Source organism: Citrobacter sp. Cm038 (assembly GCF_030333105.1).
Taxonomy (GTDB): Bacteria; Pseudomonadota; Gammaproteobacteria; order Enterobacterales; family Enterobacteriaceae; genus Citrobacter; species Citrobacter murliniae.
In genome coordinates this window covers 390,837-405,808 of sequence record NZ_JAOWGO010000016.1, presented here as the reverse complement: position 1 = coordinate 405,808, position 14,972 = coordinate 390,837, and the positions used below count along the sequence as shown (strand labels likewise).

General features: G+C 49.9%; 14 protein-coding genes. 1 reads left to right on the top strand and 13 read right to left on the bottom strand.

What is annotated here, in order from left to right; translation table 11 throughout:
• The 13 genes from wcaI to OGY01_RS04085 form a co-directional block, all read right to left on the bottom strand.
• A complete protein-coding gene (gene wcaI / locus OGY01_RS04145) occupies positions 1-1,224 on the bottom strand; it encodes a colanic acid biosynthesis fucosyltransferase WcaI (protein WP_200012714.1) in 1,224 nt (407 codons plus the stop codon).
• Complete coding sequence (locus OGY01_RS04140; RefSeq protein ID WP_284097173.1) at positions 1,221-1,700, bottom strand: GDP-mannose mannosyl hydrolase; 480 nt, start codon at positions 1,698-1,700, stop codon at positions 1,221-1,223. The genes wcaI and OGY01_RS04140 overlap by 4 nt, the downstream gene beginning before the upstream one ends.
• Before the next feature lie 2 nt (positions 1,701-1,702).
• Positions 1,703-2,668 (bottom strand): GDP-L-fucose synthase, encoded by a 966-nt coding sequence (fcl, locus tag OGY01_RS04135; RefSeq protein WP_048221100.1) that lies wholly within the window; start codon positions 2,666-2,668, stop codon positions 1,703-1,705.
• A 2-nt stretch (positions 2,669-2,670) separates the two neighbouring features.
• Positions 2,671-3,792 (bottom strand): GDP-mannose 4,6-dehydratase, encoded by a 1,122-nt coding sequence (gene gmd / locus OGY01_RS04130; protein WP_045444698.1) that lies wholly within the window; start codon positions 3,790-3,792, stop codon positions 2,671-2,673.
• 24 nt (positions 3,793-3,816) lie between these two features.
• Positions 3,817-4,371 carry a colanic acid biosynthesis acetyltransferase WcaF gene (gene wcaF, locus OGY01_RS04125; RefSeq protein WP_045444700.1) on the bottom strand — a complete coding sequence of 185 codons (555 nt, stop codon included), beginning with the start codon at positions 4,369-4,371 and terminating at the stop codon, positions 3,817-3,819.
• Between the two features lie 9 nt (positions 4,372-4,380).
• Complete coding sequence (gene wcaE, locus OGY01_RS04120; protein ID WP_045444703.1) at positions 4,381-5,127, bottom strand: colanic acid biosynthesis glycosyltransferase WcaE; 747 nt, start codon at positions 5,125-5,127, stop codon at positions 4,381-4,383.
• A 5-nt stretch (positions 5,128-5,132) separates the two neighbouring features.
• Positions 5,133-6,350 carry a colanic acid polymerase WcaD gene (wcaD, locus tag OGY01_RS04115; RefSeq protein ID WP_286492477.1) on the bottom strand — a complete coding sequence of 406 codons (1,218 nt, stop codon included), beginning with the start codon at positions 6,348-6,350 and terminating at the stop codon, positions 5,133-5,135.
• On the bottom strand, positions 6,325-7,542 hold the full coding sequence (gene wcaC, locus OGY01_RS04110; protein WP_286492475.1) for a colanic acid biosynthesis glycosyltransferase WcaC: 1,218 nt from the start codon (positions 7,540-7,542) through the stop codon (positions 6,325-6,327). The genes wcaD and wcaC overlap by 26 nt, the downstream gene beginning before the upstream one ends.
• A complete protein-coding gene (gene wcaB / locus OGY01_RS04105) occupies positions 7,539-8,027 on the bottom strand; it encodes a colanic acid biosynthesis acetyltransferase WcaB (RefSeq protein WP_045444710.1) in 489 nt (162 codons plus the stop codon). The genes wcaC and wcaB overlap by 4 nt, the downstream gene beginning before the upstream one ends.
• A gap of 2 nt (positions 8,028-8,029) precedes the next feature.
• Positions 8,030-8,872 carry a colanic acid biosynthesis glycosyltransferase WcaA gene (gene wcaA, locus OGY01_RS04100; RefSeq protein ID WP_045444713.1) on the bottom strand — a complete coding sequence of 281 codons (843 nt, stop codon included), beginning with the start codon at positions 8,870-8,872 and terminating at the stop codon, positions 8,030-8,032.
• 76 nt (positions 8,873-8,948) lie between these two features.
• Positions 8,949-11,111, bottom strand: coding sequence for a tyrosine-protein kinase Wzc (gene wzc / locus OGY01_RS04095; protein ID WP_286492472.1), 2,163 nt, complete (start codon positions 11,109-11,111; stop codon positions 8,949-8,951).
• Complete coding sequence (gene wzb, locus OGY01_RS04090; RefSeq protein ID WP_045444719.1) at positions 11,108-11,557, bottom strand: low molecular weight protein-tyrosine-phosphatase Wzb; 450 nt, start codon at positions 11,555-11,557, stop codon at positions 11,108-11,110. Before wzb ends, wzc begins: the two co-directional genes overlap by 4 nt.
• A gap of 5 nt (positions 11,558-11,562) precedes the next feature.
• On the bottom strand, positions 11,563-12,702 hold the full coding sequence (locus OGY01_RS04085; protein WP_045444723.1) for a polysaccharide export protein: 1,140 nt from the start codon (positions 12,700-12,702) through the stop codon (positions 11,563-11,565).
• A gap of 653 nt (positions 12,703-13,355) precedes the next feature.
• On the opposite strand from OGY01_RS04085, the gene OGY01_RS04080 reads away from it, so the two are divergent.
• The gene (locus OGY01_RS04080; protein ID WP_045444726.1) at positions 13,356-14,942 is read left to right on the top strand and encodes a TerC family protein; all 1,587 of its coding nucleotides are present in this window, start codon (positions 13,356-13,358) and stop codon (positions 14,940-14,942) included.
• The last annotated feature ends 30 nt before the right edge of the window (positions 14,943-14,972 follow it).

The window sequence follows — 14,972 nt, the reverse complement described above, 5'->3', positions numbered from 1 at the left end:
TTATCCCCGTATATCTGCAATAAATTGGGTGAGCACATTTTCTTTATCCAGCGTGCATTCGGCATAGTTTCGCGCCACCGTGTTTACTTTTGGCATCATCAACGCCTGTTCAATACCACTGACCAATGCACTCACCGACTCCGGCTCCACGCAAACCGCAATCCCCGGATAGCTTTCACAGAGCTGACCGAGTTCGGTTTCAGGCTCGGCGGTGATCACTGCATTGCCGCCAACAGCGAGTATATTGGTCAGTTTTGAAGGCAAAACGGCATCCGCCGCACCACGTTTTTGCACGACTAAATGGCAATCGCCCATCTTCAGTAACGCAGGTAGCGCGTCATAAGACTGCAAGGGGAAAAATTTCACGTTGTGCAGACCGAGTTCACTGACCATCTTCTCCAGCCGCGCTTTTCCACCACCCTGCCCGACGATCACAAACAACCATGGTTGATTCCTAAGTTGAACTGCCGCATCAATCACGCTTTCCAGTCCCTGTTTTTCTCCAACATTGCCTGAGTAGAGAATGATTTTTTGATCTTCAGGCAAACCGAGGTACTGACGTAGTGCCTGAGCATCGGCTGTGGACACCTCACGAAAACGCGCCACTTCCGACCAGTTAGGAAAGAAAATAACCTTCTGCGGCGCGACGCCTTTTCCCTCAGCTTTGTTCATCATGGAACGAGAGATTGTCGAAACATGGTCCACACTGTGCAGGCCACTGCGCTCAAAAGCGCTGGCCAGTTTCGCCACTGCGCTGCTTTTGCTTTTCCCGACCATCCCGAGCCCTAACATAGCGTCAACTTCATAGTCCTGGATGTGCAGCAGCGTCCGCGCCCCGGAAAGCCAGGCCAGCAACCGCATGCCAGGCGTACAAAACAGCGTTGGCACTACACCAATAATGCGATCCGGTTTCCAGCGACGCTGGGCCATTAGCGGGAAAAAACTACTCAGAGCGAAACTGCCTAAATGCAGCAGTCGCTTAAGAGTTGATGGCTGTTCAGGCACGTACAGCGGACAACGCCAGACAATGGCATCACCCTCCTCACGACGGTAGCGCCAGCAGGAATAGCGACCGTTTACTTTCCACTGTGGATAATAAGGAGGCGCGGTGATCACCCGAACGTCATGCCCTTTGCGCGCCATCCACTCCACCATCTCACCGGTGTACTTGCCGATGCCAGTTAGCTCGGGAGAATAGTTAATGCCATACACCAGGATCTTCATATTCCCGCCACTCCGGGCTGACGCTCCGGCATAAAGTACGCCAGGCTATTATCGTGCACGTTCTCACACTCCAACAGTGCCTCAGGTGTTAGCCAGCGATACGCCTCATGCTGGGCATCAGGCAATTGCAGTTCGTTTTGCTGCACCCGCAGACGAAAACCGAGCACGATGTAGTGGGTCGAGAAATCCTCACCGGAAAAGTTATCGTCATAAAAGTGCTGCCAGACCCCATAAAACTTGCCTGCGGACATCGATAAACGTAGCCCCAGTTCGGCTTCGGTCAGGCGTTCGAAGGCCATATGAAGCGGCTCATCTTTTTGCACCCGCCCCCCCGGTACAAACCAGTATCCCTGAGCCGGGCGATTGATGCGCTGACCAAACAGGTACTCGCCACGCGCGTTTTCCACAATCAAATCAATAGCCACCAACGGGGCAGAGCGCACGACGGTGGCAAAATCTTCATGGCGTAAAAACATAATTACCCCCGATACCGCTGCTGATTCTCAAGGAACCACTGCCAGGTGCTGGCAAGTCCGGCCTCCAGCGACACTTCGTGATACCAGCCAAGCTGGTGTAGTCGCGTGACATCGAGCAACTTCCGTGGTGTACCATCCGGTTTCGAGGCATCAAACACCACGCGCCCTTTGTAGCCCACTACCTTCGCGATAGTCTGCGCCAGTTCGCGAATAGTGCAGTCAACACCTGTACCTACGTTGATATGCGACAACATCGGCTGGGTGTGCTCTCGCCAGACTTCGCGAGCCAGCTCCATCACATGAATACTGGCCGCGGCCATATCATCCACATGCAGGAACTCGCGCATCGGCGTCCCGCTCCCCCACACCACAACGTCCGCCGCATTTTGATTACAGGCATCATGAAAGCGGCGCAGCAACGCCGGGATCACATGCGAATTGCTCGGATGAAAATTGTCGTGCGGCCCGTATAGATTGGTGGGCATTACCGAACGATAGTCGCGGTCATATTGACGGTTGTATGACTCGCACAACTTGATCCCGGCAATTTTTGCAATCGCATACGGTTCATTAGTGGGTTCAAGCGCCCCCTGCAATAGTTCACTTTCGTGCATCGGCTGTCTGGCCATCTTCGGGTAAATGCATGATGAGCCGAGGAAGAGCAGCTTATTCACGTTATGCTGATGAGCCGCATGAATAACATTGCTCTCAATCATCATATTTTCATAAATAAAATCAGCAGGATAAGTATTATTTGCCACAATACCACCCACTTTTGCCGCTGCCAGATACACCTGGTCAATACGTTCGGTCGCGAAGAAGTGACGCACCGCATTCCCGTCCAGCAGATTAAGCTCATCACGGGTACGCAACACCAACTCAACGTTATCGCGCTGCGCCAGTTGCCTCACGATGGCAGACCCCACCATCCCGCGATGGCCCGCCACAAAAATACGTTGTTTCATCATCCTCAGTACTCCAGCGCGATGGCGACCTCATACCCATGGGATTTCAGCAGAGAATGTCGCTTCGCCGCCTCCAGATCGTTGGCAACCATTTCAGAGACCATCTGGCGCAGCGTAATTTCCGGTTTCCAGCCCAGTTTTTCGTGAGCCCTGGCCGGATCGCCCAGTAGAGTTTCTACCTCAGCCGGACGGAAATAACGCGGATCGACAGCAATCATCACATCGCCTGGTTTAACACCTGGGGCATCATGGCCGGTCACGGAAACGACAATCCCTTTTTCGTTCACGCCCTGACCTTCAAAGCGCAATTTAATGCCCAACTGTGCCGCCGCCATTTCCACAAACTGACGTACGGAATACTGCACACCAGTGGCAATAACAAAATCTTCTGGTGTTTCCTGTTGCAGCATCATCCACTGCATCCTGACGTAATCTTTGGCATGTCCCCAGTCGCGCAGGGAATCCATATTGCCGAGATACAGACACGACTCCAGCCCCTGGGCGATATTGGCAATCGCGCGGGTAATTTTCCGCGTGACAAAGGTTTCCCCCCGGCGCGGGGATTCGTGGTTAAACAGAATGCCGTTACAGGCGAACATGCCGTAGGATTCACGGTAGTTGACGGTGATCCAGTAGGCATACAGTTTGGCAACTGCATACGGCGATCGCGGATAAAACGGCGTGGTCTCTTTCTGCGGAATTTCCTGTACCAGGCCATACAATTCAGAGGTGGATGCCTGATAAAAACGGGTTTTCTTTTCGAGACCGAGGAAGCGGATCGCCTCCAGCAGGCGCAGCGTGCCAATCGCATCGACGTCAGCGGTATATTCCGGTGATTCAAATGACACCGCTACGTGGCTCATCGCCCCCAGGTTATAAACTTCATCCGGTTGAACTTCCTGTAAAATCCGGGTCAGGTTGGAGGTATCCGTCAGATCGCCATAGTGCAGATGGAATTTTGGATTACCCGAATGCGGATCCTGGTAAATATGGTCCACGCGTTCGGTGTTAAACGATGATGCGCGGCGTTTAATACCATGCACTTCATAACCTTTTTCCAGCAAAAGCTCTGCCAGATAAGAACCATCCTGCCCGGTTACGCCAGTAATGAGAGCGACTTTTGACATGTTTTCACCTCTTAAATGATCCCCTCAGGGAGTAACTTTTTCGACGCGTTTGCGCGTAACAACTGCGGGATTACCCCGACAAACGGTATTTGCCGGCAGCGATTTAAAAACGCTGCTTCGTGCACCCACTACGGTGCCATCGCCAATCGTCACACCAGGAGCAACAAAAACATCCGTCGCCAGCCAGCATTTCTCACCAACAACAATCGGCGTGGCGGTAATATCAAAATATTGACTGGTGAAATCATGACTCCCGGTGCATAAATAACTTTTCTGTGAAATAACCGCGTGCGCACCAATCGTAATATTACCCAGCGTATATAAAACCGTGTCATCACCTACCCAGGCATAATCTCCCAGGGTTAATTTCCACGGATAAGTAATTTTTACTGAAGGTCTGATTACTACGTTTTTTCCTATTTTCGCGCCAAACATTCGTAATAAAAATGCGCGCCAGCGATACATCACCTGTGGTGACAGCCGAAATAATGTCGCCTGTACTGCCCACCATAATTGCACTTTAATGGCACCGCCACCGCGAAAACCTTTCGGTACTGAGAAGCCATTTAAATTCTGCATAGTGTGCCCCTACGTTTTACCATATAAGGTTTTTGTCTTACCGGTTGTTCGCAGGCGTAAATACCAGGAAAGCTCAGCCCAAAAACCTGGCATCCGTAATATCTGTCGCTGCACTTTTTTTGCATCCCGGCATAATTCCAGATTATTCGTAGTAGACACACCGCCCATAGAGAACTCTGACACCAGCCCGGTGATTTTTTTAAAAGAAAATCCGCACTTATATAATTTGGCAGCCAATGCATAATCTGAGGATATTTTATATTGCAAGTCATAACGCCAGACATTCAATCCGCTAACCGGAAAAAAAATCGCCTGATGGCTGGCCGGTAAGCTGTGATAGATATACCAGCCTGGTTTAGCCCGGCGTTTAATTTTATTACCATCACCGAAATCCAGTAACGCATCACCGATAACCATCGCGTTATCACTTTGCGCTTTCAGCTGACGAACAAACTTTGCGGCATCTGCATGTAGAACATCCCCGGAGTTAAGGAACAAAGCGAACCGCCCGCGCGCCAGCGCAATACCTTTATTCATCGCATCATAAATACCGTTATCCGGCTCGCTGACAAAGCGTAACCTGTGCTCTCCGTTAAGATCCTCAAGATACGCTGACGTACCGTCAGTGGAGCCACCATCAACGACAATCCACTCAAAGCTGATATCTCCCGCCTGCGCCAGGTGAGACAGTGACGCGTGAGTTTTGATAACCCCTTCCAGATTGCGAAAGGCGACGGTGATAATACTGAGCAGCATGTAAATTACCTCGCGATATTCAGCGCCTTGCGCAAAATAAACGGACACACAATTAAAAAAGCGTATTCCGGACTAAATACTGAACCGGTGAAAAACAACGACAATGGCGTAAAAAGATAAAGCTGCACCCGATAATTCTGATTATCGCCAAACGCATTCAGCATCATTTTCATGACTGTCCCCATATACCAGAGGGCTAATATCACGGCAAACCATGAAAAATAGATAATCAACAAATACAAACCATTGTCTATCGTTTTACCTACATCCGCACCGTTAAAAATTCCGAATGACGCAACATACTCATAAAGTGAGCCGAATCTGACTACGCCATCAATATTCAGCAGAGAATAACCAACCATTACCAATGGGCCGACGATACGATAATACGATGACGAACCTTCTGTACCTAAATCTCCCAGACGCGTCGAGATGTATGGAAATGCAAATACCACTCCAATCAGAAACACGCTTAGTGAGATAATCGCCAACGGTAACTTCTTTTTTATCGCATCTTTATTCAAATACTGGAACACCCACTCCAGTAAATAAAACAAGATAAATGTCATCACCCCCGAAAACGATCCTGATAATATTACCCCTAACAGAATCATAGCATCGGACTTAGGCGTTTTGATACCAAACTGTTTGATACTGAGCCAAATTGAGATTAAGGCCAGAGCGAAAAATGCCGGTTCGAAATAGAGTGCGGTAGTACGTTTGCCACCAAACTTAATAAAGTTCAGAACATAACTATTGCTGTAAATAAGATATTTCGAAATAACTTCCATTACGCTACTGCTACCGCTCAGAATAATCTGTGTCATTTCAATCGCAGCAAGCCCCACCACCAGCCCTACTACCAGCCAAAAGGAACGTAAAATTTTCCGATAGTTATGCGGCGAAATCGTTTTGAACCGAATACTCCACACCATACCAATGATGATCACGGTATACACAAAAAGCATCGCGGAGGTGACATATTTGCTGGCATCCAGCGACTGACCGAACAGATAGTTAAATGCTGTCAGTCCTCCACCGACACCGAGCGCAATCAGCAACTTTTTGATATTGATGCGTTCAATAAACAGCAACAACAGAACCGGTAAAAAAGTGACGATCGTGACGGGAAAACTTTCTCCCAGTAGTGCAAGTTTGACATTAACCAGCAGATACAGCAGCGGTAACATCAGGTAGCTACAGATTCTGATAGAACGAGACATATTCCTCCAGCATCTGTTGCCCGCTGTATGCAGCCCGACTACGCTGGCTAAACGTCGCAAGCGAAGTAGCGAATACAGCCTGAGCTATTTCTGACTTATTCAGTTGTACCAGTCGCAGGACATCAGCGTCGCTGAACGTTTTTCCTCCCGATTTAGCCAGCACTTCCTGCGCTGCCTCGCTATGCGTGGCGATCACCGGCACACCGATAGATAGCGCTTCGCATAAAATCAACGGATAGTTATCAACCCGGGAACTGAATACCAGCCCATCCATTTGATTAAGAGCACTCATTAACTTGCCCTTATCGGTTTCAAATCCGTGATTGGTTACGTTCACCCCGGTAAACGGCGAAAACTTACCGAAGGTATGTAGCTCTATCTTGTCGCCCAGCGCGACCATCTGGCGCACCAGTTGCTGGTTCGTTTTACCGTCATAGCGCAAGTCGTGAGCCACTACTGCAATTTTCGGTCTGCCTTGATGTTCCATTGCCTGTGGCAGGTCAGAGAGAATGGCTTCCGTTGCAATATCAATCCCGTTATTAATAATGCGGCAACGTCCTGCGCCGTACAGGTGGTTAAACGCATCGGCTACATGCTGACTGGGAGAGATGAACTGGCAGCCTAACGCCAGCATGGCGCGAAACATCTGTCGTTTGCCGGGCAGTTGTTGGTGCGCCTTATCGACTTTTACTGGGGGATAGTTGGTCAGCGTTGGGCATTTCTGACAGTCAGTTTTCCAGCCCTCACAGCCGTCGGTAAAGGCACAGCGACCGGTGACACTCCAGTGATCATGTAGTGTCCAGACGAAGGTGATATCGGATTTATGCAACTTCACCTTTTGGCAAAACGCCACTACCTCTTCCAGATTCAGCCAGTAGCTGTGCAGCACATGAAAATGCAGCACCAATGGACCAGATGTACGGGTAACTGTGCGGTAAAAATTATCGAGATTGCCAAACAGGTCGCGGTTAGCCAGACGAAACAGCGCAATATTCGCCGCCGACGTCAGACGTGGCGTGTGCTTAATCACGTGTGGATAGTTGTCGTGGCTGATACTTCTCTTGCCGCCTTTGCCATAACCATACACAAAACGCGACGACAACCCTTTATCCAGCGCGCGCAGGTGCAGATCCAAAGCTACCCCTGCTGCCCCTCCTTCTGCGAGTCGGACATTAAACTGTAATATATTCATTTCGTTGCCTTAACCCGTGCTTTTTCACCCACCACCAGCGCGTCGTCAGGAACGTCATCAAGTACAACGCTGCCTGCGCCAATCGTCACGTTATGACCAATGGTGATAGCGCCAAGCAGAATGACATTAGCCCCCAGCTCAACACCGTTACCAATCACCGGGCAGGCCATATCTTTTGCACCAACATTTCCGATGGTAACGCCATGGCGAAGGGTAAAATCGTCACCTGCCACTACATGTTTGTTGATAACTACCCCATAGCCATGATGGATGGTAAAACGACGACCGATAGTTGCTGCTGCCTGAATTTCATAGCCAAATACACATTCAGTGATAAGGCGATACATCACCAATATCGGTGCTGCCCACAAGTTGTTCAGCACGTTTTTTTTACGCCACACGGAGCAAAAATGAGCAATCCGATACGCCCCTACCATGCAGCAGGGACGCAGGCTCCAGCCGTTCGCACGTAAATCTTCCAGCATATTTAACGTCCTCTCAGCCCGGCGGCCAGACGCTTGCTGTTACGCACTGAAAGTAACGTCAACAACGTGCGCCAGTTCATTCGTTTGTTACGGATCTGATAGAGAGTAAACAGCTGATATTTTTTGCTGGCCCGGTCAAATTTGCCTTTGTGCTTGCGGTAGAACTGGAAGTAACCGGAGAATTTTCGTGGTGATGATGTAATACGCATCTCGCCGTGATTAACATGCAGAATTTGCGTTGCCTCTTTTACCTTCCAGGGCTCGCCATACGCCACCACCATACGCAGGAAAATGTCGTAATCCTGTGCGGCTTTCAACGTTGTATCGAACAGGCACGCTTTAAAGCGCCAGGCCCAGGTAAAGACCTGATTACCAATAATGTTGCGCTTATAGAATTTACGTCGCGAGTACACGGACTTTGGGTAGAGCGGCAGACTGGCTGGCTGCGAATAGACCTCGCCTTCACAGATATAATCATCGGCATAGAGAAACGCACGAGTCACCAGTTGATGACGATATTTAAGGAAGACGCTCAAACGGTTTGGCGTCCACTCGTCGTCGTCATCAATCCCCGTAATGTATTGTCCGCTGGCCTGCATAATGGCCTGATTGCGTACCGCGCATGCCCCGGAGTTAATGGCATTATGAATATAGGTAACACGTGGATCGTTCAGCTCATCGACAAACTGCTGCAACTGCTCCCAGGACGAAGAGCAATCATCCACAATGATCATCTCCCAGTGTGGATAGTCCTGGCGCAGCACCGATTTAATTGCCCGGATAGCCAGTTGCTGACGGTTCCAGGTCGGCATATAAATTGAAATTAGCGGGTTGTCTGTTGTCATTCTCATTCCCCAGATCGAGATACGTTTGTCGGCCAGATAAAGCGCGTTTATGCCACCTACCGGCACCGTTCATTACTTACTTCGAATCCGACATGTACTCATATTCGTAGTAGCCGTAATCCTGGTATCCACTGGCGCGACGGAAGATAGAGTTGAGGATCACCCCTTTCACCTGAATGCCGTTTTGTTCAAAGCGGCTCAGGCTGGTTTCGACTTCTTTCAGGGTGTTGACGGCATAACGGGCGACCATCAGCGTAGTGCCGGCATGACGTCCCACAATCGCCGCATCGGTCACTGCCAGTATTGGCGGGGTATCGATGAGCACCAGATCATAGTTCGAGCTTGCCCAGGCCATCAGTTCGCCAAAGCGTTCACTCATCAAAAGTTCTGAAGGATTCGGTGGAACCTGTCCGCGCGGGACCAGATCAAAATTCGCGATTGAGGTTGGTTTTGCACAGGACGAGAGGTCACCCTTACCAATGAGGAGATCGGACAGACCATTGACGTTATTGGTCCCGAGCAGTTCGTGCGTATAGCCTTTGCGCATATCGCAGTCGATCAGCAGAACGCGTTTGTGGGTCTGACTAATGACCGCCGCCAGGTTGGCGCAGACAAACGTTTTCCCAATTGACGGGCTGACCCCGGTAAGCATCAGCACATTGTTGCGCGCCTGCATCATGGCAAAATGCAGGCTGGTACGCAGGCTGCGTACTGCTTCTATCGCCAGGTCGGTCGGATTCCCCACCGCCAACAGCTGACTTTGTTTGTAACGCTTAACACCTTTAATGGTTTTGACGCTATCACGTGCTTTTTGCCACTCAGAAAGAGGAATACTGGCATATACACTGATACCGTTCTCTTCCAACACCTGAGGATTCTCGATCCCACGATTAAACAGAGAACGCAGCAGAACGCCAACAACTGAAAGCATCAGGCCAAGGATAATGCTACCGAGAATTATCAGCGCAGTTTTCGGTTTCAGTACGCCAGGCTGAGCAATGGCGGGGTCAACAATACGAACATCACCTACCGTACTGGCTTCGGTTATCTTCAGCTCCTGCTGTTTGTTCAGTAACTGCATATAAACCTGCTGACCAGACTCAACATCGCGGGTCAGGCGGACAATTTCCTGCTGCGTTTTCGGCATTGCGGTCACGCGCCCGTTCAGTTTGCTTTTCTCATCTTCCAGCGCCTGGCGTTTTTCCAGCAGCGTGCGATACGCCGGGTGCGCTTTGGTGAACAGTTTGGAAATTTCAGCTTCTTTGAACGTCAGTTCATTCAGCTGAGCATCAATATTCACCATCGAATCCAGTACCGCTTTCGCCTCCAGCGGAAGATCTACTGAGTCCTTATCCTGGCGAAACGCATTCAGTTTATTTTCCGCAACATCCAGGTGGTTACGCACCTCGGGCAGTTGCTTTGCCAGAAACGCCAGGCTTTTGGCCGCCTCTTCAGATTTACGCGCCACGTTTTGTTCCAGGTAGTTACGGGTAATACTGTCGAGGATCTGGCGGATCTGCTCCCGGTCTTCACCGGTAAATGTCAGGCTCAATACGCCGGTGTCTTTCCCTGTTTCAGTGACGCTCAGGTTATTTTGCAGGGTATTGATCATCCCAAGCGTGGAAAATTTACTGATGGTGAATTCGCTCTCGGGACTGGCATGAATTGCCTGGACCTGCATCGTAACCCCATCGTGGTTTAACAACTTTCCGACCTGCCCCCGGGCGCTAAAACCCCCGTCGCTCGTCAGTTGGTAACTTTTGGCATTCAGCACGGTCAGCGTAAAGATCTGTTCATTCATCGGCTTTGGAAAAGTGAATGTCGTCACTTTGACCGTTTCGTTCTGGCGGCCCATGAGTCGCTCCCAGCCCGCGCCAAAAATGGGAAACGTATTTTTGGTGACGGCGATATCCAAATCGAGATCGTCCACCGTTTTACCCAATACCAGTCGCGACTGGATAAGCTGGATTTCGGCTTCAGAAGCCGGGGGCTTGTTCGATAACGCTGAACCAATATCCTGAACCAGCGAGTTACCGGTATTTTGCTCAATTTGCACCAGAGCATCAGCACTGTAGATAGGGGTGGCAAACAAGGTGTAGATCGCAGCACACAGCGCAAAAGCAGTGGTTATGCCAAGCACCCACCAACGCGCTTCTATAACCGTCCCCACCAGGCGACCGATATCGATTTCATCGTTGCCTGTTACCGGCGTGGCAGACTGTTTTATTTTTTCCGTCATTGTTTATCCTGCTCCGCGTTCAGCGCCTTAGCCCATTGGCGGGCAGACCGTTCAAGTAATGCGTATACCGAGTCAAATGCTTCGTGGCTTTTGCGATAGGGATCGGGGATTTCACGCTCACCGTCCCAGTGACCAAAAAGCATCACTTTGCCCCGCATCTCCGGCACCATTTCACACAGCGCTGTAATGTGGCGCTTTTCCATGGTCAGGATCAGGTCATACTCCCGACACATTCGCCCCGAAATTTGACGCGCGCTATGATTTGCAAGAGACAGGTCGTGTGTCTGAGCCACGCTAATGGCTTTGGGATCCGCACCTTTGCCGACCAACGCGCCCAGGCCCGCGGAAGAGACCGTCAACGCCGGATGAAATTGCCTTAACAACCGTTCTGCCGTTGGGGAGCGGCAAATGTTCCCCACGCAAACGACTAATATCTTGTTAAACATGGCGATTACCAGTTGTGAAGGTCGCTGGCCGTATCCGTCATGTAACGAACACCGCTGATAGTCGGCAGCAACTGATTGATCAAACGGTTCCAGCGAGAAACCGGCGCGGTCGTGACATACACCACGTCGTATGGCTGAAGTCGGAAAGAGGTCGCCATCACCAGAGAGGTCGCATCTGACATATCCAGTTGGTAGATATTGGCAATTTTGCCGCTGCGTTCGCCCTCGCCTTTTAACGGTCGAATGACGAAGATACCGCTGGCATTGGAGGTGGTCAGGTCGATACCTTCCGCATTTCCCAGCGCTTCGGTAAGCGTCATCCCGCTGAAGTCCATTTTGAGGGTGCTCTGTTTTTTCACTTCCCCCATCACGAAGACTTTCAGATCGTCATTACGTGGGACAAACAGAATGTCGCCAGGATAGAGCAGACGGTTCTGGCTCAGATCGCCATTTTGCATCAGCGCCTGCAGGGAAATACGTTGCTCCTGCCCACTATGGGTGAGCACAACGTTACGCCAGTCTGCCGCCTCGGTCAGTCCACCGGCGGCGTTAATCGCATCAAGGATAGTTAACGGAACGTTGGTGATGGCCTGCTGGCCGGATTTATTAACCTGCCCTGAGACATACGCCTTCTGCGAGCGGAAAGCAGCGATATTAACGTCCACCTGCGGGTCAGCAATGTACTTCGCCAGGCGCCCGGTAATATCACTACGAATTTCTGCCAACGTTTTCCCAACAACGCTCACTTTACCAATGTAGGGATAAAACATGGTGCCATCAGGTTGAACCCAGTTGCCGGTATCACTTGAGCTTCGGTATTGCCCCGCTGGCGTTGTGAGTTCTGGATGATCCCAGACGGTCACATTTAGTACATCACCTGCGCCGACCCGATACTGGTACCCCGAAATCTCCTGGTCCAGCGACATATTGGGTTGTGCAACATTCGGTCGTGGACGTAATTGCTCTACCAGTCGAGGGGTTAGTGGATAAACATTCACCATCCGATTGATATCAAAATCAGCATCCTGCTGTTTGATCACATCTTTACCCATCGTAGACATATTGCTGCCCGGAAGTACGGTACAACCGTTGATCAAGATTACCGATACCAATACTGGTATTAATCTAAGTTTGGATTTCATCATTGATTATTTATCACTTTGGCAGAGTAATTATCACGTGCATTCTAAATAGCGTCTTCACCTGTGCCATTTACATTGCCGTTAATTAAACGAAAATATAATCGGCATCAGTCCTAAAAAAATGAATTCGTCAGCAGTCTGTTGACAGATTAATTCAGGCTTATCATCAGGCGACCAGGCACGCTACCGCCCCTGGCTTCTTTAGCTACCAATGCACTGATTAATTTATATTTTTCTCGCCCCTCTATTTTCATCAATTTCATAGCAACAATGCAGCAGAAATAGCACTGCGGGGTGATATAGTAATATTTCTCTTTTGGTGATTACGGAAAGAATTGTTACAGCTAACGGTGTTACAGGCAAGAAAACAGCTCGTCGCCTCCTTGCTTTTAAGATTAATATTAAGGACGCAAAATTTATATTTTTAGGATTTTATTGATATTGACATTATCACTCTGCAATTACGTAACCTGCGATATTTCTTAAATGTGTTAATATTTATAAAACTATATCCTGTAGTAAATTTAAGGCTATTATCTCGTGTCACTCCAGATATAAACGGCAGAGAAATCCCTTATCGCCATTGCATTTTCCGTCGGCTTTATCCATGATCGAATTGTGACAATTGTCATACAACTATGGGTATAGCTTTTACTATGGAATGGATTGCCGATCCGTCGATCTGGGCCGGACTCGTCACGCTAATCGTGATAGAACTTGTTCTTGGCATTGATAACCTCGTTTTTATTGCCATCCTCGCGGAAAAACTGCCACCTGGCCAGCGGGACAAGGCGCGTATTACCGGACTATTGCTCGCGATGGTCATGCGCCTGCTGCTGCTGGCGTCAATATCCTGGCTGGTGACGCTGACCACGCCACTATTTAGCATCCGGGATCTGAGCTTCAGCGCACGTGACCTGATTATGCTATTCGGGGGATTCTTCCTGCTGTTCAAAGCCACAATGGAGCTTAACGAGCGACTGGAAGGAAAAGACAGCGATAACCCCACCCAGCGTAAAGGCGCTAAGTTCTGGGGAGTCGTGGCACAAATTGTGGTACTGGATGCCATTTTCTCTCTGGACTCAGTGATCACCGCCGTGGGGATGGTCGATCACCTGGCGGTTATGATGGCGGCTGTCATTATTGCTATTAGCCTGATGGTGCTGGCCAGCAAGTCGTTGACCCGTTTTGTAAACAGCCATCCAACCATCGTCATCCTGTGCCTTAGCTTCCTGCTGATGATCGGTTTCAGCCTGGTCGCAGAAGGGTTTGGCTTCCATATTCCGAAAGGCTATCTGTACGCCGCTATCGGGTTCTCGGTCATGATAGAAGCGCTGAACCAGTTGGCTATCTTTAACCGCCGTCGTTTCCTGTCAGCCAACCATACTTTGCGCCAGCGTACTGCCGAGGCGGTTATGCGCCTGCTAAGTGGACAAAAAGAAGACGCCGAACTGGATGCAGAAACCTCTGCTATGCTGGCGGATCATCACGACGGCCAGATTTTTGCCCCGCAGGAGCGCCGGATGATCGAGCGCGTACTGAACCTGAATCAGCGTACCGTCAGCAGCATCATGACTTCACGTCATGATATTGAGCATATCGATCTCAATGCTCCTGAAACAGAAATCCGCGCGTTACTGGAGAAAAACCAGCATACGCGCCTCGTTGTGACCGGAGAAGACGAACAGGAAGATCTGCTTGGCGTGGTGCATGTGATTGACCTTCTGCAACAATCGCTACGTGGCGAGCAACTCGACTTACGCGTCCTGATCCGCCAGCCGTTGGTATTCCCGGAGACACTGCCGTTGCTTCCAGCGCTGGAGCAGTTCCGTAACGCCCGGACGCACTTTGCTTTTGTGGCTGATGAGTTTGGTTCGGTTGAAGGGATCGTGACACTGAGTGACGTAATGGAAACCATCGCCGGTAACTTACCTAATGAGGTGGAAGAGATCGACGCCCGACATGATATTCAGAAGAATGCCGATGGGTCATGGACAGCTAACGGACATATGCCACTGGAGGACCTGGTGCAATACGTTCCTATTCCACTGGACGATAAACGTGAGTATCACACGATTGCCGGGCTGTTAATGGAGTATTTGCAACGCATTCCAAAAACCGGGGAGGAAGTTCAGGTTGGTGATTACCTGCTGAAAACCTTGCAGGTAGAAAATCACCGGGTGCAAAAAGTACAGTTAATACCGTTGCACAATAATGAAGAAGAGATGGATTACGAAGTGTAGGTAACGTGTTGTAAGTCGGACAAGACGTAA

Coding starts and splice junctions, on each gene's coding strand:
- fcl (WP_048221100.1), bottom strand. CDS start 2,668: ATGATGAAACAACGTATTTTTGTGGCGGGCCATCGCGGGATGGTGGGG.
- wcaB (WP_045444710.1), bottom strand. CDS start 8,027: ATGCTGGAAGATTTACGTGCGAACGGCTGGAGCCTGCGTCCCTGCTGC.
- wcaE (WP_045444703.1), bottom strand. CDS start 5,127: ATGCTGCTCAGTATTATCACCGTCGCCTTTCGCAATCTGGAAGGGGTT.
- wcaI (WP_200012714.1), bottom strand. CDS start 1,224: ATGAAGATCCTGGTGTATGGCATTAACTATTCTCCCGAGCTAACTGGC.
- wzb (WP_045444719.1), bottom strand. CDS start 11,557: ATGTTTAACAAGATATTAGTCGTTTGCGTGGGGAACATTTGCCGCTCC.
- OGY01_RS04140 (WP_284097173.1), bottom strand. CDS start 1,700: ATGTTTTTACGCCATGAAGATTTTGCCACCGTCGTGCGCTCTGCCCCG.
- wcaF (WP_045444700.1), bottom strand. CDS start 4,371: ATGCAGAATTTAAATGGCTTCTCAGTACCGAAAGGTTTTCGCGGTGGC.
- wcaD (WP_286492477.1), bottom strand. CDS start 6,350: ATGTCTCGTTCTATCAGAATCTGTAGCTACCTGATGTTACCGCTGCTG.
- OGY01_RS04080 (WP_045444726.1), top strand. CDS start 13,356: ATGGAATGGATTGCCGATCCGTCGATCTGGGCCGGACTCGTCACGCTA.
- wcaA (WP_045444713.1), bottom strand. CDS start 8,872: ATGACAACAGACAACCCGCTAATTTCAATTTATATGCCGACCTGGAAC.
- wcaC (WP_286492475.1), bottom strand. CDS start 7,542: ATGAATATATTACAGTTTAATGTCCGACTCGCAGAAGGAGGGGCAGCA.
- OGY01_RS04085 (WP_045444723.1), bottom strand. CDS start 12,702: ATGATGAAATCCAAACTTAGATTAATACCAGTATTGGTATCGGTAATC.
- wzc (WP_286492472.1), bottom strand. CDS start 11,111: ATGACGGAAAAAATAAAACAGTCTGCCACGCCGGTAACAGGCAACGAT.
- gmd (WP_045444698.1), bottom strand. CDS start 3,792: ATGTCAAAAGTCGCTCTCATTACTGGCGTAACCGGGCAGGATGGTTCT.